The following is a 23970-nucleotide window of genomic DNA, read 5'->3' as shown; positions in this document are numbered from 1 at the left end:
TATATTTACCAAGGGGAATTATACCATGTTCTCCTATAAATAGCCGCCCTTTTTATCCCTGGACAGTAGGCATTGCTTTAAGAACTGTCGCTCTCATTTGTGTAATAGTCTTTGATGATGCGCTATCATTGGTAATGATAGCCTTAATAGTATTACCAGACTTATATTAAGAGTTATCTTGACATTGTCCGAAAAAATTTGAATGGATACGATGTTGTCTGAATAAATTGGCTCCAAAAAATCAAATGTATAGGTGATTGTCGCACCTGCGTTAATTGTCTGGTTAGTAAGGGTGCTCGTCAATCGCACCATTGATCCCCATATGGTGCGGTATCCTCCTACCCCGGAAAGTGCCGTGTACGAATCACTAAAATCTTTAACGTAATCAATGCGGTTACCAGTGTTACTGTCACTTCCAGATATAGCTTTATCATATATTGAAAATATACGGCCGCTCGTTACTTGTGAGGTATCATGAATACCAATGTTTTGACTAGTATTGTTATAGGAAAAACAACCAGCACTAGTCTTTCCCCACTTAATTAAATGGGAGACATCAGCAGAACCCCCGTGACGGCAATTAGATATCGTGACGTGCCTCAAGTTTGAGGTTGTGGCATCAAACACAATATGTCCACCTACATTTTGTTCAAAATAACATCCATCAATTAACAAGCTATCACAAGATTTAAACTTAATTGCCGGAGTCGTTCCGGTCAGCCCTTCAATAGTACAGTCTCTAATACGAAACCCATAAATGTTTTCATTGACGCCTAACATTCTGTGATTGATAAAAAAACCAGAACTTTTTTCCATTATAACATTGGTTAGAACAGTGTCATAGGCACCAGCGAAGTCTAGAGCCGCACCTACATTGCGGACGATAGTATCATTATTCATACGGACAGATTGCAAATATCGAGTGTCATCTGTATACATTACTGTAGTCAGACTGTCAAAATAGCATTTGTTTGTGCTTAGTCGAATTAGCTTACTGCAAACAATAACTTTTACATTAGCAGATTGATTTCCAAGGAAGTATATATTTTCTAATTGGAAGTCTGAAACATCTGCTGTTGGGGAAGTAAACATAAACCCGCTGTTTGTCTTTTTAATTCCTCCACCATTAACCCCGATAATCATTGTAGGCTCTCGAAAGTCGCTGGCCTTATTGATAACAATCGTTTCAGGAGTAATGTCGAAGACTCGTGTAAGAGTGATTGAACGGTTCTGATTTATCGCATCATCAAAAGCAGCCTGAACCTTCTGAAAATCTGAACCTGGATATGTTACAGGATCAATACCATGTCTCGCTATTGCCGCCACATTATCCGCCAACTGCTCAATAATTTTTCAAACCAAAGATCATCATTTTTCGTATCACGAAGGATACAAACAAATACTCTCTCACTATCCTTATGTATTATCCCCTAAAAAAGACGCCTCACGGCGTCCGGCTCAATCTATAGGATCTGTATGAATGCTCGCGGGCTTTCATCAGCAGCTCTTCTCTTTTGGCGGGAACGAGGCAATCGGCATAAAGAGTTTCATAGTACCCGGCCAGAAAGTCATTCCACTTGCGTCTCCATTCGTGTAGCATGAGCATCCCCCTTTGCTGAATTGTTAGTATTGATTATTAACCAATTCTATGAGGGATTAAGCGAAAATAGTACAACCAGCACAAAAAGCCGGACATAATTCCTCCGGTACTGGACTGCTGGTATTAAAGTATGCACATAGGGTGCTGCCGGGTGAATGCGGAAGCTCAGCTAACCGGATTCTATCCAAGAATATTCGCCTTAACCGGCAGCAGGAAAGAAAATAGAAACAACAGGATAATCAGAAGAGCAATTATATACTTTTTATGTAACGGCTTGTTCAGCATCGCCCGTACTCCTATTCAATATTTTCACAACATCTTTATATAATACTGCAAATTCCCAATTATGTAAGTAAAATTTGTTGCTTCAACTGACAAATAAGGCTGCCTCTGAGAGACAGCCTCCATATCGTTTCGAGTCTTACGCCTGTGCACCTTCCCCCGCAGCATCCGCCTTGAGCAGCGAAGCCGAGGAGAATGTCTCGCCCGACACCGCCGGCAGACGAATGTCAGCGGTGCCGGAGCCGAACAGGTGACGGAAGACTTCGTCAACGGTGTCGACAGGAATGACCTGAAGCGGAGCAACATCGGCGAACAAGGACTGCCAGTTATCCTTCGGGATAAAGACAGTGGTCGCGCCGGCCTGGAAGGCGGCTTCGACCTTGGCGATGACACCGCCGACCGGCTTCACGCGGCCGTGAATGCCGATCTCGCCAGTGATGGCAACGGTGTTGTCGACCGGGAGCTGACGGATCGCGGAGACGATGGCGACCGCCATTGCAACGCCGGCGGACGGGCCGTCAATCGGCGTGCCGCCGGGGAAGTTCACATGCAGGTCATACCGGTCCGGCTCCAGGTTCATCATGCGCAGCACGGTGAGCACATTCTCGACAGAGCCCTTGGCCATGCTCTTGCGGCGTATCGTCCGGGAGCCGCCGCCGATTTCTTCTTCATCGACTACGCCGGTAATGTTCAGCCTGCCCTGTCCGTTCTTCGCCAGGGCGGCAGATACCTCAATCTCCAGCAGCGTGCCCATACCCGGCCCGTAGACGGCAAGCCCGTTGACCAGCCCGATCTGCGGGGAGGTCGGGATTTTGCGCTCGGTGCGCAGCGGCAGCTGGCTGCTTCCCGCGACCCACTCCACTTCCGCCGCACTCAGCGTATCCCGTTGCTCGGTCAGTGCAAGCCCGGCGGCCAGCTGGATCATATTCACGGCTTCACGGCCGTTGGTCGCGTACTGTTTGACTACAGCCACCGCTTCCGGACTCGGCTTCAGGCCGATCTTCTGGATGGCATCCGTGGCAATCACCTCAATCTCCTCCGGCAGCAGTGGCCGGAAATAAATCTCCATGCAGCGTGAACGCAAGGCAGGCGAAATTTCATCCGGTGAGCGTGTAGTCGCCCCAACCAGCCGGAAATCGGCAGGCAGGCCATTTTGGAAAATATCATGGATATAAGCCGGCGTGTTGCTGTCCTCCGAGTTATAATAGGCACTCTCCAGCAGCACCTTGCGGTCCTCCAGCACCTTGAGCAGTTTGTTCATCTGAATGGGATGCAGCTCGCCGATCTCATCCAGGAACAGAATACCCCCGTGTGCCTTCGTCACAGCTCCCGGTTTAGGCTGCGGCACTCCGGCAATCCCCATTGCTCCTGCACCCTGATAAATCGGGTCATGCACAGAACCGATCAGCGGATCGGCAATCCCCCGCTCGTCAAAACGTGCCGTAGTCGCATCAATCTCTGTAAACTTGGCATCATGCTTAAAAGGAGAGAGCGCATTCTTCTTCGCCTCTTCCATTACCACCCGGGCAGCCGCAGTTTTGCCGACTCCCGGGGGTCCGTAGATGATCACGTGCTGGGGATTGGAGCTGCAAAGCGCCGCTTTGAGCGCACGCAGCCCGTCCTTTTGCCCGACAATATCCCCGATTGAGGCCGGACGCGTCTTTTCCGAGAGCGGCTTGGTCAGGGAGATCATCCGCATTTTCCGCAGCTTGTCCAGCTCCTTGCGCGACTCCCGGTCCACCGCAGTTTTGTTGGTCTTTTGTCCACGCAGCAGATTCCAAAAATAAACGCCGATAACCAGCGCGAAAAAGAGCTGCACGATCATCAGCAATATACCTAATTCCATAGGTCACCCTCCTGTTTCATTCATTTCTATCTCTTCGGCCCAATTGGCTGCTACTAGGTAGTATAGCCGTTTCAGAAATTAGTAAACGCCGTATACAGCAAAAAATCCCATCAGATTCCGGAGCCTCCGGATCTAATGGGATTCGTAGTATAAATTTGTTATTGATTATGAGTTCAGTTCAGCGTTAAGCACACAAGCTTAAGCATTTCCCGGCTGCACAGCCGGCGCCAGATTGGCATGCTTCCGCCCTGGAATTTCGCCAGTCCGTTCAAAATGCTCCACGATGACGTCAATTTCCTTCTTCAGCTCGGATACCAGCTCAGCTTCAGGCACCTTGCGGATCATCTGGCCGTAACGGAACAGCAATCCTTCACCGCGGGCACCGGCAATGCCGATGTCTGCTTCACGCGCCTCTCCGGGACCGTTAACGGCACAGCCCAGCACCGACACCTTGATCGGCACCTTGAGCTTGGAGATATACTCCTCCACTTCATTCGCGATGGAAAAGAGATCGATATCCAGACGTCCGCAGGTCGGGCAGGAGATGAGTGTAGCCGCATTGGAGATCAGGCCAAAGGTCTTGAGCAGCTCACGCGCCACCTTAACCTCTTCTACCGGGTCAGCACTAAGTGAGATGCGGACGGTACTGCCGATGCCCATCGAGAGCAGCGCACCGATACCCGCCGAGCTCTTCACCGTTCCGGCAAACAGGGTGCCGGACTCGGTAATTCCGAGATGCAGCGGATAAGGGATGACCTCTGCCGCCTTGCGGTAAGCTTCAATGGCCATAGGAACATCGGAAGCCTTCAGCGAGACGATAATATCGTGGAAATCCAGCTCTTCCAGAATACCGATATGATACAAAGCACTTTCTACCATTGCTTCCGGTGTAGGGTAGCCGTATTTCTCCAGAAGATGGCTCTCCAAAGAGCCGGCGTTAACGCGATCCGGATTGGAATGCCCTTCTCTTTACATGCTTTGACTACTGCCTCTACCTTGTCACGGCGGCCGATATTGCCGGGATTGATCCGCACCTTGTCGATGCCGTTCTCAATCGCCAGCAACGCCAGCTTGTGGTTGAAATGAATATCCGCTACGAGCGGAATATGAATCTGCTTCTTGATCTCTTTGATCGCTGCAGCCGCTTCTTCATTGTTGACGGTTACGCGCACGATCTGGCAGCCCGCTTCTTCCAGACGCAGAATTTCAGCCACTGTAGCTTCTACGTCAGCGGTCTTGGTCGTACACATGCTTTGAATAGCAACCTCGTTGTTACCCCCGATAATTACGCCGCCGACATTGACGGGCCGGGTCTGGTGTCTCAAGAACATGGTTTCTCTCTCCCCCATAACGGTCAAAGCTCCACCCCTCCCGCTCCGCCGTGAAGCGGGATAAGCGGGAGAACGGTGGAGGCTGTGATGTGGTTTATTGTAAGGCTAGCGGCTCTTAGGCGCTTTCCTCTTTCTTTTTGTCTTTCTTGATGCCCAGCTCAGGCAGTGCCTTCTCCTGAACAACCTGCTCGGTAATCACGCAATCCTTGATATCGTCGCGTGACGGAACCTCGTACATCACATCGAGCATGATGCTCTCAATGATGGCACGCAGACCGCGGGCACCTGTGTTGCGTTTGATCGCTTCCTTGGCAATAGCTTCAAGGGCCTGCGGCTCAAACTTCAGCGCCACGTTGTCCATCTCTAACAGCTTGATGTACTGCTTGGTCAAGGCATTCTTAGGCTCAGAGAGAATGCGTACCAAGGTTGTTTCGTCAAGCGGCTCCAGAGTAGAAATAACCGGCAGACGGCCTACAAACTCAGGGATGAGCCCGAATTTCAGCAAGTCTTCAGGCAATACCATAGACAGGTATTCGCCGGCTTTCAGATCCTTCTGGCCTTCAACTGCAGCGTTGAAGCCGATAACTTTTTTGCCGATACGGCGTTTGATCATCTGCTCCAGCCCGTCAAAAGCACCGCCGACGATGAACAGGATGTTCGTCGTATCGATCTGAATGAACTCCTGGTGAGGGTGCTTGCGTCCGCCTTGCGGAGGAACAGAAGCGACTGTACCTTCCAGAATCTTCAGCAGCGCCTGCTGCACGCCTTCACCGGAAACGTCGCGGGTAATCGACGGATTCTCGGATTTACGGGCCACTTTATCAATTTCGTCAATATAGATAATGCCGCGTTCGGCCTTCTCAACATCGTAATCTGCAGCCTGGATCAGCTTGAGCAGAATGTTCTCCACATCTTCACCGACATAGCCGGCTTCAGTAAGGGAAGTAGCGTCTGCAATGGCAAAAGGAACGTTGATAATCTTTGCCATCGTCTGAGCCAGCAGGGTCTTACCGGAACCGGTCGGACCGAGCAGCAGAATATTACTCTTGGTCAGCTCAACATCCTCGATCTTGCTCTGGCTGTTGACACGCTTATAGTGATTGTATACGGCAACGGAGAGCGATTTCTTCGCCTGCTCCTGGCCGATTACGTACTGGTCAAGAATGTCACGGATCTCTTTCGGCTTCGGAATATCCTTGAGATCCAGCTCTTCCTCATGACCGAGCTCTTCTTCCACGATTTCCGTGCACAGCTCGATACATTCGTCGCATATATAAACGCCTGGTCCTGCTACAAGCTTGCGGACCTGCTCCTGTGACTTACCGCAAAAGGAGCATTTCAGCTGCCCTTTTTCATCATTAAATTTAAACATCTAACCACCCCTTTAAGATATGATCGGTGAAGAGAGTACCTGGTCGATAAGCCCGTATTCCTTCGCTTCTTCCGCGCTCATGAAGTTATCGCGGTCCGTATCCCGTTCGATTTTTTCAAGGGGTTGACCTGTGCGATCCACATAAATCTGATTCAACTTCTGTCTCGTCTTGAGAATCCAGTCTGTATGAATCCAAATATCGGACGCCTGCCCCTGAACACCGCCGAGCGGCTGATGAATCATAACCTCGCTGTTGGTCAGCGCATAACGCTTGCCTGGCGCTCCAGCTGTGAGCAGCAGTGATCCCATGCTGGCTGCCATTCCGACGCAAATGGTTGAAACGTCCGGTTTGATATATTGCATCGTATCATATATACCCATGCCGGCTGTTACAGAACCACCGGGCGAGTTGATGTACAAGTGTATGTCTTTTTCCGGGTCATCCGCGGCCAGGAACAGCAGCTGGGCAATGACCAGATTGGCAACATCATCGTCAATCGCATTGCTCAGGAAGATAATGCGGTCCTTAAGCAATCGGGAATAAATATCGTATGAGCGTTCGCCACGATTAGTTGATTCCACAACCATAGGTACCAGACTCATGCCACCAACCTCTTTTCTCTATACAGATTAGTCTTACCGTTTCAGAAATATTTTAACACGTTCGCGGCGGGATGTCATTTTTTCACTATCGGCAAAAAACGCATTATACCGCGTGCCTGCCATTATAGCGTACTTCCTTGCAGAATGCCAATCCGCCTTCTGGTTATGTACACACAAACGCCCCTCCACCGATAAAAAATAAGGCACGTAACAGAACTTACGTGCCTTATTGACTGCTATTATGGAGGCCGACTTGCCTGGCCGCTCTAGGTAAAATGGAGTTTACAGAAGATCTTACTCAGCGCTAGCTTCTTCAGCTGCAGGAGCTTCAACTTCAACGCTGCTTGCTACAAGCAGGTCGATTGTTTTGCGCAGGGAGATTTCTTCGTTCAGGCTGCTCAGGGAACCGTTCGCTGCCAGAATGCTGCGGATCTCTTCAGGCGTACGCTTGAAGGATTCAGCCATGTTAGCAAGCTCCTGGGTTACTTCCTCTTCAGAAACCTCGATGTTCTCTTCCTTCGCGATCACTTCAAGAACCAGGTTGTTGCGGACGCGCTTCTCGGCATCGCCCTTCATCTGGCCTTCAAGGTCTTCACGGGTCTGGCCGGAGAAGCTGAGGAACATGTCCATGTTCATGCCCTGCTGACGAAGACGGTTGTCGAAATCACGAACCATGTTCGCTACTTCGCTCTTGATCATCGCTTCAGGAATTTCAACCTCAGCGTTGGCTGCTGCTGCGTCAACTACCGCATTTTCGCGTACGCCTTTGAGTTCATCCTGCTTGCGGGATTCCAGCTGTGCCTTCAGGTCTGCTTTGTATTCTTCCAGTGTATCGAATTCACTTACATCCTTAGCGAACTCGTCATCCAGCTCAGGAAGCTGTTTGCGCTTGATTTCGTGCAGCTTCACTTTGAATACTGCAGCCTTGCCGGCAAGGTTCTCTGCATGGTAGCTCTCAGGGAAAGTAACTTCAACATCCTTGAAATCGCCAGTAGCCATACCTACAACCTGCTCTTCAAAGCCAGGGATGAAGGAGTTACTGCCAAGCTCCAGGGAATGACGCTCAGCCGAACCGCCTTCGAAAGGAACGCCGTCAACAGAACCTTCAAAGTCGATTACAGCGATGTCGCCGTTAACTGCCGCTTCTTCTTCAACAACAACCAGCTCAGCGTGACGCTCCTGCAGGCGTTTCAGTTCAGCGTTCAGCTCGTCTTCGGTAACTTCAGCTTTCTGGGCAGGAACTTCCAGGCCTTTGTATTGGCCCAGCTTCACTTCAGGCTTAACCGTAATCTTCGCTTTGAAGATGAAGGCTTGGCCTTTCGCGAATTGCTCGATGTCCACTTCAGGACGGTCAACAGGGAAGATGTCAGTCTGCTCAACAGCTTCGCCGTATACTTCAGGAAGAAGGATGTCGATTGCATCCTGGTAGAGGCTTTCTACGCCAAAACGGGATTCAAAGATCGGCCGCGGCACTTTACCTTTACGGAAGCCAGGTACGTTTGCTTTCTTAACCACTTTATTAAAAGCCTTGTCGAGAGCTGCAGCAACGCGCTCTGCTTCTACTTCAACTTCAAGAACTCCAAGGTTCTTCTCTATTTTTTCCCAGGTTGCTTTCATAATATACTTTTCCCTCCAAAAATAGGTTGCATGTTAACTTAGATTATTACGTATTTCACGCACAGAATAACCATTATATTATATACAACATCGCCTTATTTATCAAGTATGGAACTCTTAACAAATCCTTTCAGAGAACGGTATGCCCCTTCGAATTGAAAGCGCATGCCTCCGGTAATGCCGTACATGGCCCGGGTCTCCTCCTCCTGCCGGGTTCCGTTCAGACTCTCTGATACCAGCTGGTGCAGCGCACCGCCCAGATATCAAGCAGCTCATCCCCGCCATCCAGCAATTTACGATATTCGCCCGACCCATAAATCGACATAATAAACTGTCCCCAGAGCTCCTGGGCAAAATAATAGAGTGTAGGCTCATGCACCTCCGCCTGCTCGGCTACCCGTTCCATAACCTGGGCAACCTGCGGCGGAAAATCCTCATTCGCAAGCGGGACCGCTTCAATCTCGATCTGAGCCAGCTCGCTGCCGCGTGCCAGCCGGATGACTCCCTGTACGCCGCGCTTCTTAAGTGTCTGCAGCGCCCGGAACTGCAGGAGCGGGTGCACCGGGGTCTTTTGCAGCCAGGTTGTCAGCGTCTCATCCACATGGCCGCCCTCCAGATACGATAGCTGCTCCAGCGCCAGAATGGTGCCCTCCGACAGCGGCTCATTCATCACCTTGCGCAGCAGCTTATCCGGGTAACCCGCATCCTCCTCAAGCTTGGATTTTGCCAAAATTCGGGCCATATCCTCTTCTTTCAGATCCTGTTCCTCGCTGGAAGCGGCACGGTCCACCTCTGTGCTACCGGCATCATACGGAAACGCCGCCTCCAGCCAGTCCAGCAATGACTGCCATTCCTCGTAGTGCCGCTCTTCCTGTCCCTGGCATTGCAGCAGAAACCGCAGCAGTTCCATCGCTTCCCCGTAGCGTTCACTCTCCAGCATTACCGTAAGCTGAATCTGGTAATAATCCAGTGTCTTCGGAAACAGCACGACATTCTCTTTGGCGGGGGAATTGAATTGATTAATGAGGGCACCTCCTTTTTATCCGATCCATGATCAATTGTAGATTATAGCATATCCTGTAGAGCATTCAAAAAAACAAGTTGAAAAAATTATTCATCTGTGATAACATAATTTTTGCTTGCTTTTGAGTAATCATGTCCCGGTAGCTCAGTTGGATAGAGCATGCGCCTTCTAAGCGCACGGTCGGGGGTTCGAATCCTTCCGGGACGTAACAAGCATTACAGCCTTCCTTCGGGAAGGCTGTTTTTGCGTTCCGTGGGGATGAGAACCCCAGTCTGGGGGACGTTGGAGCATCCGCTTCGTTAGCAACCGCTTCGCAATCAGCCCGAATGGGCTGCATCCCTTCCGGGACGTAACAAGCAGAAACAGCCTTCCTTTGGGGGGCTGTTTCTTTGCGTTCCGGCGGGATGAGAACCCCATGCTGGGGGACGTTGGAGCATCCGCTTCGTTAATCCGACTCCATCCGCAGCTTGACCGCACGAATATTCTCAAGGTCAAACGTCATATTTTCCAGCGGCTTAGTAATGTCTGCAGTGTAGCTGTCGATGGTGATCCGGCCGGCATAGATTTTGCGTACGGATATGCTGTGCTTGGCCTTCAGGTAGGACTGCGCCCCGCTCTCGCCGCCGACATAATACGCGCTGATGCTGCCGCCTGCCTCCAGCTTGGAGCCCCGGCACACCGCGAACACCTTGCGGAAGGTGATGCTGCCGGAGGAGAACAGCTCACTCTGCACGATCCCGTCCCGGTGGATGTTGATATCGCCGTTGGACTTGATCGTACTGTTCTGGCATTTGCCGATGTTGACCTCCACCTTGTTCTCCTGCATCCGGGCCACGCCTGCATGCAGCTCCTCGATTATGCCGATTACACCGTTCAGCGAAGCCTCGTTCATGTAGTCGACCAGCTGCACCGGCTTCAGCATCAGATTCAGGAAATGCAGCGTCTGGTCCAGATCCTGGTGATAGGACGCCTGGACCGTCTCCAGCAAGGAGAGCAGCTCCCTGATCAGACGGGGAATCTTTTGAAATTTGCTCTCCAGCAGCAGCAGCACCGCCTGGCCGTATTTTACGCTCTGCTTGCGGGCCTGGACGGCCTGGATCAGCATGCGGACCGCTTTTTTGAGCAGGGCAGCCTCCTCTATCAGCAGCTTCGAGCAGTTAAAAATCCGGTTGTACATCACGCCGAAGTAACCGGAATACAGGTTGCTGTTGAGGACATTCCCCTTGACGACGATACTGCCGGTTGCTGTAATGGTAGAGTTGTATATGCTGCCTTCCACGTAGACATTGCCGAGCGATTCAATAATCATATTGTCTTCGACATTCCCCCGTACCACCACATCGCCGGAAAAGAGGATATTCCCCGTTTTGATGCTGACGTTGCCCGGAACGGTATAAGTAGTCGTAATGTCAAAAGTTTTGACCTTCTCCCCGGTAACCCGGGGCCGGCCTTCCCGCAGCGCACGGATCTCATTGTTGATCAGCAGCACCGTGTTATTCTTGGCAACGATCGTAATATCGCCCGGGAGGGGCGGATACAGAATTTCCCCGTACACGTCACAGCCGGGAATCCCTTCAATGTAAGGGATTTTGCGGGCAATTACCTGGCCCCTGATCACAGACGGAATCCGGAGATGGCTGCGGAAGTCCACCTGTCCCTCTATTTCGCTGAATTCATTCTCAATCGTTTCCGAAAAAAACAGCTCAAGCGCCGCATTCTCCCCCGGAACCGCCGCCCGCCCCTTGGCCGCTGTAATCGGCTGGTAGGTGGGGTTTTGCAGCTCGGCATGAATGCCGGAAATGTTCAGGTTCTGCATAATGCCCCGCTGCTCGAAATCGGCAATGACCTGATTGAGCCCCAGCAGCCCGATTACCGTGTCCGTGTCCATCGCCGCTTCTACTTCAACCATACTGGAGGAATAACAGTCATTCAGCTTCCACTGGTAACGCCGTGTTGAATACAGGGTGAAAAAAGCCTGCAAATGATCCTCCGATACATGAATTCTGTATAGCGGAGGTTCCGTAATCGACCATTCTATCTTATCCAGTGAGGTAACCTCGGCCGGACCCGTAATCGCCTGCCCGTTAACGAGGACTACGACCGGAGGAGCAGCCGAGATGACGGCCGGACTGCGCCGGGCAGCGGGTCCTGGACGAAGATTTTACCTGCCCGGACGAGCACACGCCCTCCGAGATCACTTTCAACTTCATGATCAATAAAAGCCTGATCCAGCTCATCCTCATCCACATGCTCGGAAAGCTCCAGCATGTTGATCAGCTTGTTCAGCTCCTGCTCACTCATGCGTTCTGGCATCGGGGCTGCACCTCCCTGGCAAGTACCCATTTGTCGAAAAAATGCACAATCTGCGTAATTGCCTTCATTGTAGTATTATTAACAATTTTAAGCAATTGCGAATCCTTTGTTTCTACCGGATACCAGCTACCACCATCCCCCGGCGGCTACTTCCTCCATAATGACTGCAATCCCGGGGGCGATCTGCTCCCGGCGGGCACGTGAAATGCTGATGCGCAGGAACTTCTCCCGCTCCAGATAGTTTGAAAGATAGAAGCCCCTGCCCGACACCGCCTGTACCCTGCGCTTAGCCAGGCGTTTCAGCAGCTGGTCTAGATTGACGGTCTGCGGCAGCTTCAATTGGAGATAGATCCCGGAATCTACCCGCGACACCTCTATCAGGCCGGCCGCATTATAGTGCTGCAATGCTTCGTTCAGGAGATTCATCCGCTCGGCATACAGGCTGCGGATTTTATGCTTATGGCGCTCATACATCCCGTTTTTGATATAAATATCAAGCGCAGCCTGCGACAGGAGCGAGGTATCCATATAGCTTTTATGGGCCTGAAAAACAGGCAGCAGCGCTTCGGGCAGGACAGCGGCTCCGAGGCTGAGGCCTGGGAAGATGATTTTGGAGAAGCTTTTCAAGTAAATCACATGCCCCGACTGGTCAAAAGCAGTAACGGGATCATAGTGCCGGCCGTCCCCGAGATCAGCCATATAATCATCCTCCACCACATACACATCATATTTGCCGGCCAGCCAGGCAATCTTCTGGCGTACCTCTTTGGTATAAGTGGTTCCCAGCGGATTATGATATCTGGGCATCGTGTAGAAAAATTTAATACCGCCCGTGCGGAAATACTCCTCCAGCAGCTCAAGGTCAATCCCGTCTCCCGAACGGGGAATGCCCTTAACCGGAACCCCCTCCGCCTCCAGAAGTCGCAGGTACAGATTATAACCCGGCTGTTCCACAAGCACCGTTTCTTTTCCATTTGGAAAAGGCATCTTCGCCAGTATGCCAAGCGCCTGCTGCACTCCGGAGGTGATATAAATCGCTTCTGTTCTGGCAAAAACCTGGGTGTCCGCCAGATGCGCCACCAGCGTCTCCCGCAAGGCGGCCAGGCCCTGAGTCTCCCCGTAAGTGAACAGATGGTACTTGTAGGTATCTATCGCCTTATTCAGACAGTGCTGAAAATCCAGATAGGGAAACACATTCAGGTCAGGTGAGGCTGATCCGAAATCAATGAGGTCATCTACAGGATTAACCGGCCCGGCTCCAGGCTGCTCGACTACATAATAACCGCTTTGCGGGATGGAATAGATGAGATGCTTCTGCTCCAGCTCCCGGTAAGCCCGGATCACAGTGCTGATGCTGCAGCCATACAGAACCGAAGCACTGCGGACCGACGGAAGCTTGTGTCCCGGGCGGAACTGCCCCGTACTGATTTGCTTCTCTATCTCCACTAGAACCATGTCGTATTTCCGCATAAGCCTCCCCCCTTTTATATCCCTATTATAACGTCTTGCAGCGAACTGTACCGGTACAGTTGAAAAAATCTCACGTTGTGGCCGCGCCTGAACTCCCTTAATTTTAAAGCAACAGATCGGGGGCTGTAATGAATGGACCTCCTGATCCCAAATTGTACACAGGAAAGGAAGTACCGCCATGAAACAACCTACTGGAGTCAAACTTGCCTATCTGCTGGCCGTATTAAATGCGGCGATCATCGGATTATCCTTTCTTTTTACCAAAATAGCCCTGGAGTTCTCCAGCCCGATGGATACGCTGGCCTTCAGGTTTGCCGCTTCCTTCCTCGTAATGTCGGTTCCGGTGGCCTTCGGCTGGGTTAAGCTGAGCTACCGGGGCAAGCCGGTGTACAAGCTGCTGCTGCTGTCTTCGATGTACCCGCTGGGCTTTTTTACACTTCAGGTGTTCGGGCTCCAGCATGCTACTTCGGCCGAGGGAGGCATTCTGTATGCCTTCACCCCTGTGGTCACGCTGATTATTGCCGCGCTGTTTCTTAAAGAAGCCACAACCCTGCTGCAAAAGCTGTCTGTCTTCCTCTCCGTCTTCGGCGTCGTGTTCATCTTCATGATGAAGGGCAGCAGCATTAACCTCACGAATATGGCCGGAATTGTGATGCTGTTCCTGACCTGTGTGGCTTTTGCCGGGTATAGCGTGCTGGCCCGCCTGCTGGCCAGACAGTTCACTCCGTCCGAAATCAGCTATGTGATGATGGCTACCGGCTTCGTCGTATTCTTTGGTATCTCGTTAATCAGCCATACGGCTGACGGAACGCTTGGCACTCTATTCATTCCGCTGAAGAGCGGCACCTTTACGGTTGCGGTTCTCTATCTGGGCGTCATCTCCTCGCTGGCGACCACGCTCGCATCCACTTATATTTTGTCCCGGATGGAAGCCTCCAGAATGAGTGTGTTCTCCAATCTGGCAACCATCGTTTCTATCGCAGCCGGAGCCTTGTTTCTGGGAGAACAGATAGCCTGGTACCACTGGACCGGGTCGGCGCTGATTATTGCCGGGGTGCTGGGGGCAAACCGGTTTGGGCGTGGAAGTGCTGGCGGCAGCCCAATCCAATCAGAGGTTCAGGCTGTTCCTCCATTAAAAAGCGGACAGCCGTAAATCCGGCTGCCCGCAATGCACTGCTCATTAAAGATTACAGACCTTTTTTCTTGAGATCATCCAGGTGGCGCTGGTACATCACTTTTTCGACTTTTTCCGCACCCACCTGATCCATTTGCTTAATAAATTCATTGTAAGCGGAATCGAATTCTTCATCCGACTTGGACAGAACCAGCTTCGGAATGGTTTTGTTCCACAGATCCTTTACCTTCGCATTGATCGTGCCTTCGGCAGTCGCACCGTCCGGCTCAAGATTCTCCATACCGAGCGAGTAGTTGTCGAAGTTGTATTTTTCCAGCAGCTTCATCGCTTCGTATTGCACCGGCTGGCTCTCCTTCAGATCCCGGGCAGAAGCATCATCCCACAGCTTGCCGGCTCTAAACAGCAGATGGGAGTTGTTGAAGCCGTATTTTGAGTTAAAAGTGGCGTTATCCTTCAAAGACATTTCCAGGATTTCCGGTTTGTACTTCGGCAGACCGTCAACCATATCATAGGTTTCGCCTTCGGTACCATATCTCATGTCAAGCTGGCCTTCATCCGACCAGGCATATTCTGCAAACCGGATAATCCGTTCCGGGTTTTTGGCCGCTTTGGTGATGAACAGGCCCTGCCAGCCCATCAGGCGGGAAGCCGGATAACGCGGTTCCTGACCGTCCACCTTCAGACCGTCCAGAATGGTATACGTCTGTTCTTTGCCGAGCGTGCTTTCGATTTTCGGATTATATTGCGTGTACAAGTTGGTCATGAACTGGGAAGCCACCGCATACTGGGCACCGTACAGCTTCTCTTCATACTGCTCCTGCTTGTAGATCAGCAGCTGCGGATCAAACAGATTTTCGCGGCTCAGCTTGTTCAGGAAACGGAATGCTTCTATATATCCTTTGTTGCGCATCGGATACGTTACAATCTGCTGGTCATCCTTCACCTGCTCCTCCAGCAGATGCGGGGAGAAGGAATAGATCAGATAATCCATCGAGTTGCTGCCGTGGAAGCCGTTCTTCGCAACATCGAAAAATTCCACACCCACCGGACTTACATCCGGGTATTTCTCTTTGGCCAGCTTGAGCGCATTAATCAGATCGTCGGGGGTCTCAATCGCCGGGCTGCCGATCGCCGCATAAATATCGGAGCGGATGAACCAAGGCCGGATCGGCGTAATCGGTACGCCGCTGGTCAGACGGTCGGCGGTTTCATACAGGTTCGGCAGATACCAGAGCTTGCCGTCGATCGAATGGTATTTTACCATGTCAGGATCAAGCTGGTCTTTAAGCTCAGGCGCATATTTCTCGATCAGCTCATCCATGGAATAGACCATGCCGTTCTTGATCAGCTTCGTGACAGCAGGGTTATTCCAGTCCAGCATGATCGTATCCGGAAGATCCCCTGAGGCAATCATCGTGTTCAGATAATCGTCATCGCTGCCGGTCGCCAGCTTGCGGTCAATGGTCACGCCTGTTTTTTCCGTCGCAAGCTTCATGGCAAACTGGTCTTTCCACAAATAATTGGATGCCCAGTTGCCGTAGAAATATTGGGTGAAGGTGAACGGGGACGTATCCTTTTTCCAGGATGGACCGTTGTCCGCCGCCGGAGCAGATGCCTGGGCATTGCTGTTACCCGCTACTGCTGTTTCTGCAGGTGTATCCGCATTGTTATTCGTGTTATTCGCACTGTTACCCGAGCAGCCCGCCAGCAGCCCCGCTGCGAGAATCGTAAGCGCACTTATCTTTAAGCCTTTCCCTTTCATAAACTGACCTCCCATATATTTGGTATTGGCTATATACATGAACGCCCGGTCCGGAAGCTATTTCCGGTTACCCCTTAACCGAGCCTATCATGACCCCTTGGACAAAATATTTCTGCACGAACGGATACGTAAACACGATCGGCAGTGTCGTAATCACCATCGTCGCGAGCTTCAGTGAAGCCGCTGAGACAGCACCATAACCAAGCTGGCTGGCCAGCTGGCTGACATTACTGTTGGAGCTGATGATCTGCATCAGAATCTGCTGGAGCGTCAGAAGCCTGTCGCCGCCGAACAGCATCGCATCATACCAGGAATTCCAGTGGAAGACCGCATTGTACAGCGCAATCGTCGCCAGCACCGGCTTGGATACCGGCAGCACCAGCTGAAAGAAGATCCGCAAATCGTTGGCCCCGTCAATTTTGGCCGATTCCTCGATTTCTTTGGGCAGAGCCTTGAAGAAGGTTAGCATAATAATCGCGTTAAATACATTGAACAGATTCGGGATAATGTAGACCAGAAAATGCCCCTTTAGATGAAGGTATTTTGCCACTACCAGATAGTAGGGAATGATGCCGCCGCTGAAATACATCGTAATTATTGCCATCAGCAGGAAAATCCGCCGGCCGACCAGCTCGGTCTTCGAGATCCCGTAAGCGAACGCACCGGTGAACAAAACGGCTGTTGCTGTGCCGAGAACCGTCCGGGCAAGAGTAACGCCAAAGGCGCGCAGCATGTTTTCGTCCTGAAACACAATCTTGTAGTTGTCTATCGAGAATACCCGCGGCCAAAAGGTGATGCCTCCCCGCGCAGCATCCGTCGGATCATTGAACGAGGTAATCAGGATATTATAGAACGGATACAGGGTGACCAGGCACAGGGCGAGCATCAGGATTATATTAAAAATGTCAAAAGCCCGGCTGCCCAGACTTCGCGAATGGGTTAGCATACAGTCCTCCTCCTATCCTAAAACAGGCTTTCTTTGGTAAGTTTGTTTGAGGCGAAATTGGCGATATACATCAGGATAAAAGCGACAATGGACTGGAACAGTCCAATTGCAGTTCCATAAGAGAAGCGTCCGGCGACCAGACCCATTTTGTACGAATAGACAGACAGCACGTTGGCTGCATCCTGGGTCAGCGAGTTCTGCATCATGAACATCTGGTCAAAGTTGGAGTTCACCAGCCCGCCGATCGACAGGATCAGCAAAATAATAATCGTCGGCTTGAGCGCAGGCAATGTAATATGCCAGACCCGGCGGAAGCGGTTGGCCCCGTCCACAACAGCTGCTTCATACAGCTGGGGATCAATGCCGGCGATGGCCGCCAGATAGATGATCGAGTTCCAGCCGATATTTTTCCAGATTTCCGTAAAGACGACAAGCACCAGGAACGAGCGGGAATCCCCCATCAGCATCGTATCGCTGCCAATAACGCCGAGATTGACCAGCAGCTTGCTGATAATACCGGTGTCCGGATCAAGCAGCGTGTACATAAAGCCGACGACGAGCACCCATGAGACAAAATACGGGAGATACGTGAGCGACTGGACGATCCGCTTAAAGCGTTTAAAGACCAGCTCATTTAGCAAAAGAGCCAGAATAATCGGCGCCGGGAAACCGAACACCAGCTTGGCAATGCTGATCTTAAAGGTATTGTACAGCGAGTCCCTGAAGGTCGGATCGGCGAAAAGCTCGCGGAAGTTGCCGAGTCCGAGCCACGGACTATGAATAAAGCCCTGGAACGGCGTATATTCCTGGAAGGCAATAATCAGGCCGTACATCGGAATGTAATTGAACACAATCATCCAGATTACGACCGGCAGTGTCAAAATCAGCAGATATCTCTGCTGCCAGATCCGGCTTCTGAGCCTGTGCTTGGCGGGTATGCTGCTCATGGTCCAACTTCCTTTCCTGCGGTGTGGGTTCATTTATCTATAGGCTTATTATAAAAACGCTTTCAGCCGTGCGATATACAAAAAATGCACGCTGATATCAAAAACGAACGATGTTTGTAAGCGCTATCTACCCTCAGAAATTTTGGAAGCAGTCCGCCTCTTTCCGCAAAATAAAAAAACCCTTCCGCTTCTGCGGAAGGGACAAGGTTCGCTGGTGCTTACTCCGATATGCGTAAGGAGGTTCAGCGCTGTGCAAGCCCCTGATATTCTCCCGGTGACATGCCGTAGGCCTGCTTGAACAGGGTTCCGAAATAGGACGTGTTGGGGATGCCGACCTGCTCGGCGATCGCGGAAACCCGCTGCTTCGTCGTGCGCAGCAGCTCTTCGGCGCGTGACAGCCGGTATTCCTGGATATATTCGATCGGGGTACGGCCTGTACTCTTCTTGAACAGCATGCCCAGATGATTCGGAGAGAGGTATACCTCGGCCGCCAAATAAGCCAGGCTGAGCTCGGGATTGCCGTATTGTTCCTCTATCAGCCGGATGATCCGGCCAGTCACATACTCCTCCTTGTGCTCCCGCTTCTCCTGCAGCCGGTAAGCGGTGCTGCGTATGGCAGACAGCGTCAGCTGCTTCATCTGCTCCCGGCTGCCGCAGGCCAGCAGTTTGTCCAAACTGCCCGCGCCTTCCTCCGGCTGGCCCGGATGACCCGCAGCCGTGAGTGTCTGCAGGCTGTCGATCAGCCCGCTTATCAGGCTCCCGGTATAGGCTCTGCCTGCTCCGGGATAAGCGGCTATCAGGTCAAACATTTCACCGACTACCGCTTCGGCCTCCGGCAGCCGGCCGCTTCCCAGCGCGGTGCGGGCACGCTTCTCCAGCTCCCTGAACCCGCGGCTCAGCCCCTCCGGGTCACGGGCGAAGCGCTGCCGCGCCGCTTCCTCTTCTCCGGCAGCGGCAATGCCCGTAAGGCCAGCCCATACCGCATGTCCCAGCGTGCGGGCAGCCTGCATGCCGGCCTCCGGCAGCTGCGCGGGCGACTGCGCAGCCGCACCATATACGATGATCCAGCCATCATCGTCCATAACCCCTTCCGGCGCTGCAGGCTTGGCAGCGCGGCCAGTCCGGCCAGGAGCAGCTGCGCCAGCTCCTGCTGCGCTGCTGCTTCCTCCGCGTCCAGCGGAAGCAGCAGCGCAAAGCTGGCATTCCCGCCGCCGGGGAGCGGCAATGCCAGCACGGGCCGCTCGAGCGCCGCTTCCGCCAGGCGCTCAAGCCGTTCATTGCCGGTGTCAGCGGGAGCGCGCACCGCAAAGAACGCATACGCTGCCGGCTTCAGCTCGCCGTCCCGGGCCAGATGGAGCGCAAGCTCCGCAGCCGGATCCGGTCCTGCTGCCCGGCCGGCCAGCAGCTCCCCCAGGCTATGACGGAGCAAGGCAAGCTGCCCGGCTTCCAGCAGCTCTTCTTTTTGCCCTTCTTCCAGCCGCTGCAGCCGCTCCGCCTGACATTTGCGGACCACCCTTGTCATCACTGCGAGCATTTCTTCCTCTTCAACGGGCTTCAGCAGATATTCTGCCGCATGAAAGCGGATCGCCTCACGGGCATACTCGAAGTCGTCGTATCCCGTCAGAATGACAATATGCACCTGCGGCAGCTGTTCCCGGATCTGCTTCGCCATATCCAGCCCGTTCATTCCAGGCATCTGAATATCTGTGACAATGATATCGGGCTGCAGCTGCAGCGCTTTTTCCAGGCCGTCGATGCCGTCAAAGGCCGTTTCAACTTTCCCGATGCCCAGTGCAGGCCAGTCCAGAAATTCCGTCAGCCCCTCACGCTCCCAGCGTTCATCCTCAACAATCAGCAATGTAAACATTATAGTAGCCTCCTGGCTTTAAAGGAGATGGTAATCACCGTACCGATGCCCGGCCTGCTGAACAGCTCCAGCCGGTGTTCCTCGCCGTAATGCGAACGCAGCCGGCTTGTAATATTCGCCAGCGCGTATCCGCTGCCGGCCGATTCAAGTGATTTTGCCTCACGGATATCGGCCAGCCGCTGCGCCGTCATGCCGACACCGTCGTCGATAATCCGCAGCACCACCCAGCCGTCCTCGACCCCTGCCTTGATGATGATCGTGCCGTGCGAGCGTTTGGGTTCGATGCCATGAACGAGCGCATTTTCCACCAGCGGCTGCAGAATATTTTTGAGTGTGACAAATTCCTTAACCTCATCATCCACCTCGAACACCGCATCAAAACGCTCCTCGAAACGGAACTTCTGAATAACCAGGTAAGCCTTGACCATCTCCAGCTCCCCGGCAACCAGCGTCTCCGAGCTGCCTTTGTTCAGCACCAGCCGGTAAAATTTGGCCAGCGAATCAGAGATCCGGGTGACATCCGGCGCATTCGCCTTGCGCGCAACCCAGGAGATCGTCGCCAGCGTATTGTACAGAAAGTGAGGGTTAATCTGCGATTCCAGTGCCTTCACCTCCGCCTCCCTTTCCAGCAGCTCGGATTTGTACACCCGCTCCACCAGATCGTGAATCCGCCGGGTCATATGGTTGAAGCTGCGGGTCATCTGGGAAAATTCATCATTGCCGGTGACCGGCACCGATACCCCGAGTGAATCCTCCCGGACCTGCTTCATCGCCTTCAGCAGCTGCTTCATCCGGGACAGCAGCTTGACCGTGACAAAATAGACAAGTAAACTCATCAGCAGCAGGGCCGCAGCCAGCACAAATAGGGTGGTGTACAGCGAATCCTGCACTTTTTCGACCACATGACTGACCGGAAAAACGCCGATAATCCGCAGCTGCGGCCCTTCAAGCGGAATGGAAATGACAATTGACCGGGTTCCTCCCACCTCAGCCAGCAGGTTAACCGGCCCGCCGGAGCTCCATTCACCCAGCCCCAGCTGTTCCGCGCGGGCGCCGTAGGCTTCAGCGATTGTATCCGAAACGACCTTGCCGCTTTCGTCCATAATGTAAACGTTACCAACTGTACCTGAAACAGAATCCTTCAACGGTTTGAACAGTTCGCTCTCCATGATTTCAATCTCGACCAGTCCGGCAATGCCGAAATCATGGAAGGAATAAATTTTCCGGTTAAATGACAGCACATCTGCCACCGGCGAGACATCCGGCCGTACCAGCAGCAGCTTCTCCTTGTGCACACTCCGCCAGGCGGATTTGATGCTGTTATCATCCAGCAGGCTGCGGTAATTCCCATCGTCTGCAATCCGGCTGATACTAAAAAATCCGTCATACCCTCCGTACAGCTCGGGAATCTGCGGATTACTCATATAGACGTGGATGGAGTGAATATACGGATTCTGCCTCATGATATTATCAATAATCGGGGCAACATTGTCGCGGTAATCCTGAAGCTGGAAGCTTTCGTTGATAAAATCGCTGTCCAGCAGCGTCTGAATCCGTGAGTCAAAGGCGATAATCTGCGAAATATTCTCCATCATCTTGACCTTCTCTTCGATGCTCGTCCGGGTCTGCTGCAGGTTCTGCTCCATAATCGTCTGGGCCTGGTCAATCGCCGATTCCGCCGCCTGCCTGTAGAGCGTATATCCGGTCAGCAGCAGCGACACAAATAATATCGAGACAAAAATAATAACAAATTTTGAGGTCACGCTCCAAGACTGATAAAACCGCACAAGCCCCGCCATACCGGCTCCCCCTCCTGTTCGGTGAAAAGGATGCTCATCGGTGGCAATTGTCCCTAAAGTAATCATTCCTTCTCACCATTTTACTCATTCTATTATTCGCTTCCCGGATCGATCGTCCTCTGAGCATGATCGATTATTTCAGTTTACCTGCAATCATAGTTCATTGCACGTGAAATTGCTGTTCGAGCAGCGGTCTTGAAAAGAGTTGATCAGGCATACAGAAAACATATAATGAAAAGATAGGAAGCTATCTCAGGGTATTCTGGACAGCAAGAGATAAACCGCAACGAGCATCAGCATGCCGCCCATGGCGATATTGAACCAGCGGATACCGTTTTTAATTCTCGTTAGAAACACCAATTTGACTCCTATGAACGCCCATGCGGAAAGCGATAGGTAACAAATAGGAAAATAAATGCAGACAAAAATAGTGAGCATCGAGTACGAATCGTTCAGGCCAAAGGCCGAAACCCCCGAAAGACAGGCGATCCAGGCTTTGGGATTCAGCCACTGCATCAAAAAACCATGACGATAATTCAGTTCCTGGGCATCCGTGGTTTTCATATCCGGCCGTGCAGTCAGAATTTTGTATCCGATAACAATCATATAGCAGGATCCGGCATATCTTAACAGGTCATAGAAGAACGGGACTTGCGCTACGATGTTGGATAAACCCAGACCAACCACTATCAAGAGTAGCACAAACCCGATTGTAGCGCCGGATACAATTGAGAACGCTCGTCTGAACCCGTAATTGACGCCAGAAGATAGGATTGTCATATTCACAGGCCCTGGCGAGATGGACATAGATAATGAAAATAGACACATGGCAACAAGCATCGACATTATGCTTACACTCCTTGATTAATAGAATGGGGTTAATATAATCCCACAAAGGGGTGAACGTCCAATTGGAATAACGGATGCGATCCATCAGAATAACAGATCGTTCCCGGAGCATCCTGCGAGAGGGTGGAAGGTATGGAATTATATCAATTAAGAACGTTTATTGAGGTGGCTCGAACGGGGAATTTAACCGGAGCAGCAGCGCAGCTCAATTTGAGCCAACCAGCTGCAAGTGCACACTTGAAAGCGCTCGAGCATGAAATTGGGTTTCAGCTCTTTCATCGGACACCTAAAGGCATGTCCCTTACTGACAAAGGCGCCAAGCTGCTGGTAGAATCCAATAACATAATGACGGCCATTAAAAGCTTCCAACAAACCGCGACTGATCTTCATCATGACCCGGTAGAGCGCATTCGCATCGGACTGAACACAGATGGTATGCTTCTTCGTGTCCAGGAATTCGTTGAGCTCTTGTCTGCTCAGATACCGCAGGCCGAATTTCATTTTATCGAAACCAAAAGCGAGAACTTCATGACGGATTTAGAATCCGGTACGATTAGCGCGGGTTTCTTCTATGGGGAGGCCAGGAACCCGTCCATCAAATCCATCAAGCTGTGTACATTCAGAATGACCGTCGTTTACCCCAATAGCTGGGAGATACCAAGCGAAGAGGAAGCAATGGACTATTTCGCCGGAAAGCCCTGGATCTGGACGACGCAAGGCTGCCCTTTCTATAGACAGTCAATTGATTATTTCGCCCGCAGAGATGCGACCCCCAAGCGAATTATGTATGTGGATGACGAGTTGCTGATCGGCGAACTGGTTCAACAGGAAGTCGGCTGTTCCCTGCTGGCCGAACCTATCGCCATGCGTTTAACCAAAGCGAACAAGCTGAAGGCATGGAACGGCCTTGATCTGACAATCGATTTGCATTTTGGCTATGCCAACCACCTCGCGGATCCTCTCTGGAATCAAATCGGAGACATCGTCAAACGAATGTGGGCCTAGACCAGGTTCATGCGCTGCTGAAAAGGGAGCTATCAGTGATGCGCGGTAATTCAGCTCCATTGCATTTACCCTTCACCGTTCTCCCATTGTACAAACGTGCATGTTCTTCCGCCAGCTACATCTTCATAACACAACAGGCTGCCGGATTTATCCGGCAGCCTGACATGATTACAGCTATTTAGAGTGCAGCAGTAGGTCTAAT

18 protein-coding genes, 1 tRNA gene and 2 pseudogenes are annotated in these 23970 nt (G+C 51.9%); 3 read left to right on the top strand and 18 right to left on the bottom strand.

Features of this window, described 5'->3' with window-relative positions; genetic code table 11:
- Positions 1-93 precede the first annotated feature (93 nt).
- The 8 genes and pseudogenes from AWJ19_RS21370 to AWJ19_RS21340 form a co-directional block, all read right to left on the bottom strand.
- Complete coding sequence (locus AWJ19_RS21370) at positions 94-1326, bottom strand: hypothetical protein (protein ID WP_068726863.1); 1233 nt, start codon at positions 1324-1326, stop codon at positions 94-96.
- Positions 1327-1444: 118 nt separating this feature from the next.
- A complete protein-coding gene (locus tag AWJ19_RS35335) occupies positions 1445-1600 on the bottom strand; it encodes a hypothetical protein (RefSeq protein WP_157890062.1) in 156 nt (51 codons plus the stop codon).
- Positions 1601-2021: 421 nt separating this feature from the next.
- Positions 2022-3728 carry an ATP-dependent protease LonB gene (gene lonB, locus AWJ19_RS21365; protein ID WP_068726861.1) on the bottom strand — a complete coding sequence of 569 codons (1707 nt, stop codon included), beginning with the start codon at positions 3726-3728 and terminating at the stop codon, positions 2022-2024.
- Positions 3729-3926: 198 nt separating this feature from the next.
- Positions 3927-5059 (bottom strand): annotated as a pseudogene (gene ispG / locus AWJ19_RS21360) (flavodoxin-dependent (E)-4-hydroxy-3-methylbut-2-enyl-diphosphate synthase).
- A 115-nt stretch (positions 5060-5174) separates the two neighbouring features.
- Positions 5175-6431: an ATP-dependent protease ATP-binding subunit ClpX gene (gene clpX / locus AWJ19_RS21355; RefSeq protein ID WP_068726859.1), complete on the bottom strand. Its 1257-nt coding sequence runs from the start codon at positions 6429-6431 to the stop codon at positions 5175-5177.
- A gap of 12 nt (positions 6432-6443) precedes the next feature.
- Positions 6444-7034: an ATP-dependent Clp endopeptidase proteolytic subunit ClpP gene (clpP, locus tag AWJ19_RS21350; RefSeq protein WP_068726857.1), complete on the bottom strand. Its 591-nt coding sequence runs from the start codon at positions 7032-7034 to the stop codon at positions 6444-6446.
- Between the two features lie 294 nt (positions 7035-7328).
- On the bottom strand, positions 7329-8651 hold the full coding sequence (gene tig / locus AWJ19_RS21345) for a trigger factor (RefSeq protein ID WP_068726855.1): 1323 nt from the start codon (positions 8649-8651) through the stop codon (positions 7329-7331).
- 95 nt (positions 8652-8746) lie between these two features.
- Positions 8747-9591: pseudogene (locus AWJ19_RS21340) on the bottom strand (hypothetical protein).
- A gap of 216 nt (positions 9592-9807) precedes the next feature.
- Between AWJ19_RS21340 and AWJ19_RS21335 the strand changes: the two are divergent.
- Positions 9808-9882 (top strand) — tRNA-Arg (locus AWJ19_RS21335).
- Positions 9883-10120: 238 nt separating this feature from the next.
- Here AWJ19_RS21335 and AWJ19_RS21330 read toward each other — a convergent pair.
- The 3 genes from AWJ19_RS21330 to AWJ19_RS21320 all read right to left on the bottom strand — a co-directional run bounded on the left by AWJ19_RS21330 (position 10121) and on the right by AWJ19_RS21320 (position 13458).
- Positions 10121-11677, bottom strand: coding sequence for a FapA family protein (locus AWJ19_RS21330; protein ID WP_277815830.1), 1557 nt, complete (start codon positions 11675-11677; stop codon positions 10121-10123).
- Between the two features lie 92 nt (positions 11678-11769).
- Positions 11770-11988, bottom strand: a complete 219-nt coding sequence (locus tag AWJ19_RS21325; protein WP_068726852.1) for a hypothetical protein — start codon at positions 11986-11988, stop codon at positions 11770-11772.
- 126 nt (positions 11989-12114) lie between these two features.
- Positions 12115-13458, bottom strand: a complete 1344-nt coding sequence (locus tag AWJ19_RS21320) for a PLP-dependent aminotransferase family protein (RefSeq protein ID WP_068726850.1) — start codon at positions 13456-13458, stop codon at positions 12115-12117.
- 178 nt (positions 13459-13636) lie between these two features.
- Here AWJ19_RS21320 and AWJ19_RS21315 point away from each other — a divergent pair, with 178 nt between their 5' ends.
- On the top strand, positions 13637-14611 hold the full coding sequence (locus AWJ19_RS21315; protein WP_068726848.1) for a DMT family transporter: 975 nt from the start codon (positions 13637-13639) through the stop codon (positions 14609-14611).
- Positions 14612-14645: 34 nt separating this feature from the next.
- Here the strand turns inward: AWJ19_RS21315 and AWJ19_RS21310 are convergent, their stop codons facing one another.
- The 7 genes from AWJ19_RS21310 to AWJ19_RS21285 all read right to left on the bottom strand — a co-directional run bounded on the left by AWJ19_RS21310 (position 14646) and on the right by AWJ19_RS21285 (position 22760).
- Positions 14646-16355 (bottom strand): extracellular solute-binding protein, encoded by a 1710-nt coding sequence (locus tag AWJ19_RS21310; RefSeq protein WP_068726846.1) that lies wholly within the window; start codon positions 16353-16355, stop codon positions 14646-14648.
- A gap of 67 nt (positions 16356-16422) precedes the next feature.
- A complete protein-coding gene (locus AWJ19_RS21305) occupies positions 16423-17301 on the bottom strand; it encodes a carbohydrate ABC transporter permease (protein ID WP_068726844.1) in 879 nt (292 codons plus the stop codon).
- 17 nt (positions 17302-17318) lie between these two features.
- The gene (locus AWJ19_RS21300; RefSeq protein WP_068726843.1) at positions 17319-18248 is read right to left on the bottom strand and encodes an ABC transporter permease subunit; all 930 of its coding nucleotides are present in this window, start codon (positions 18246-18248) and stop codon (positions 17319-17321) included.
- Between the two features lie 242 nt (positions 18249-18490).
- Positions 18491-19258, bottom strand: coding sequence for a helix-turn-helix transcriptional regulator (locus AWJ19_RS34240; protein ID WP_157890061.1), 768 nt, complete (start codon positions 19256-19258; stop codon positions 18491-18493).
- Positions 19144-20115, bottom strand: coding sequence for a response regulator (locus AWJ19_RS21295; protein ID WP_068726841.1), 972 nt, complete (start codon positions 20113-20115; stop codon positions 19144-19146). The genes AWJ19_RS34240 and AWJ19_RS21295 overlap by 115 nt, the downstream gene beginning before the upstream one ends.
- A complete protein-coding gene (locus AWJ19_RS21290; protein ID WP_068726840.1) occupies positions 20115-21914 on the bottom strand; it encodes a sensor histidine kinase in 1800 nt (599 codons plus the stop codon). Before AWJ19_RS21290 ends, AWJ19_RS21295 begins: the two co-directional genes overlap by 1 nt.
- Before the next feature lie 252 nt (positions 21915-22166).
- Entirely contained in the window at positions 22167-22760 is a 594-nt protein-coding gene (locus tag AWJ19_RS21285; protein ID WP_068726838.1) for a LysE family translocator, read from the bottom strand.
- A gap of 135 nt (positions 22761-22895) precedes the next feature.
- Here AWJ19_RS21285 and AWJ19_RS21280 point away from each other — a divergent pair, with 135 nt between their 5' ends.
- Positions 22896-23768, top strand: coding sequence for a LysR family transcriptional regulator (locus tag AWJ19_RS21280; protein WP_068726836.1), 873 nt, complete (start codon positions 22896-22898; stop codon positions 23766-23768).
- Positions 23769-23970: the final 202 nt, after the last annotated feature.

It is taken from the genome of Paenibacillus sp. DMB5 (genome assembly GCF_001517085.1).
GTDB lineage: Bacteria > Bacillota > Bacilli > Paenibacillales > Paenibacillaceae > Paenibacillus_AQ.
The sequence above is the reverse complement of the archived record's forward strand: the minus strand, read 5'-3'. Positions and strand labels throughout refer to the sequence as shown.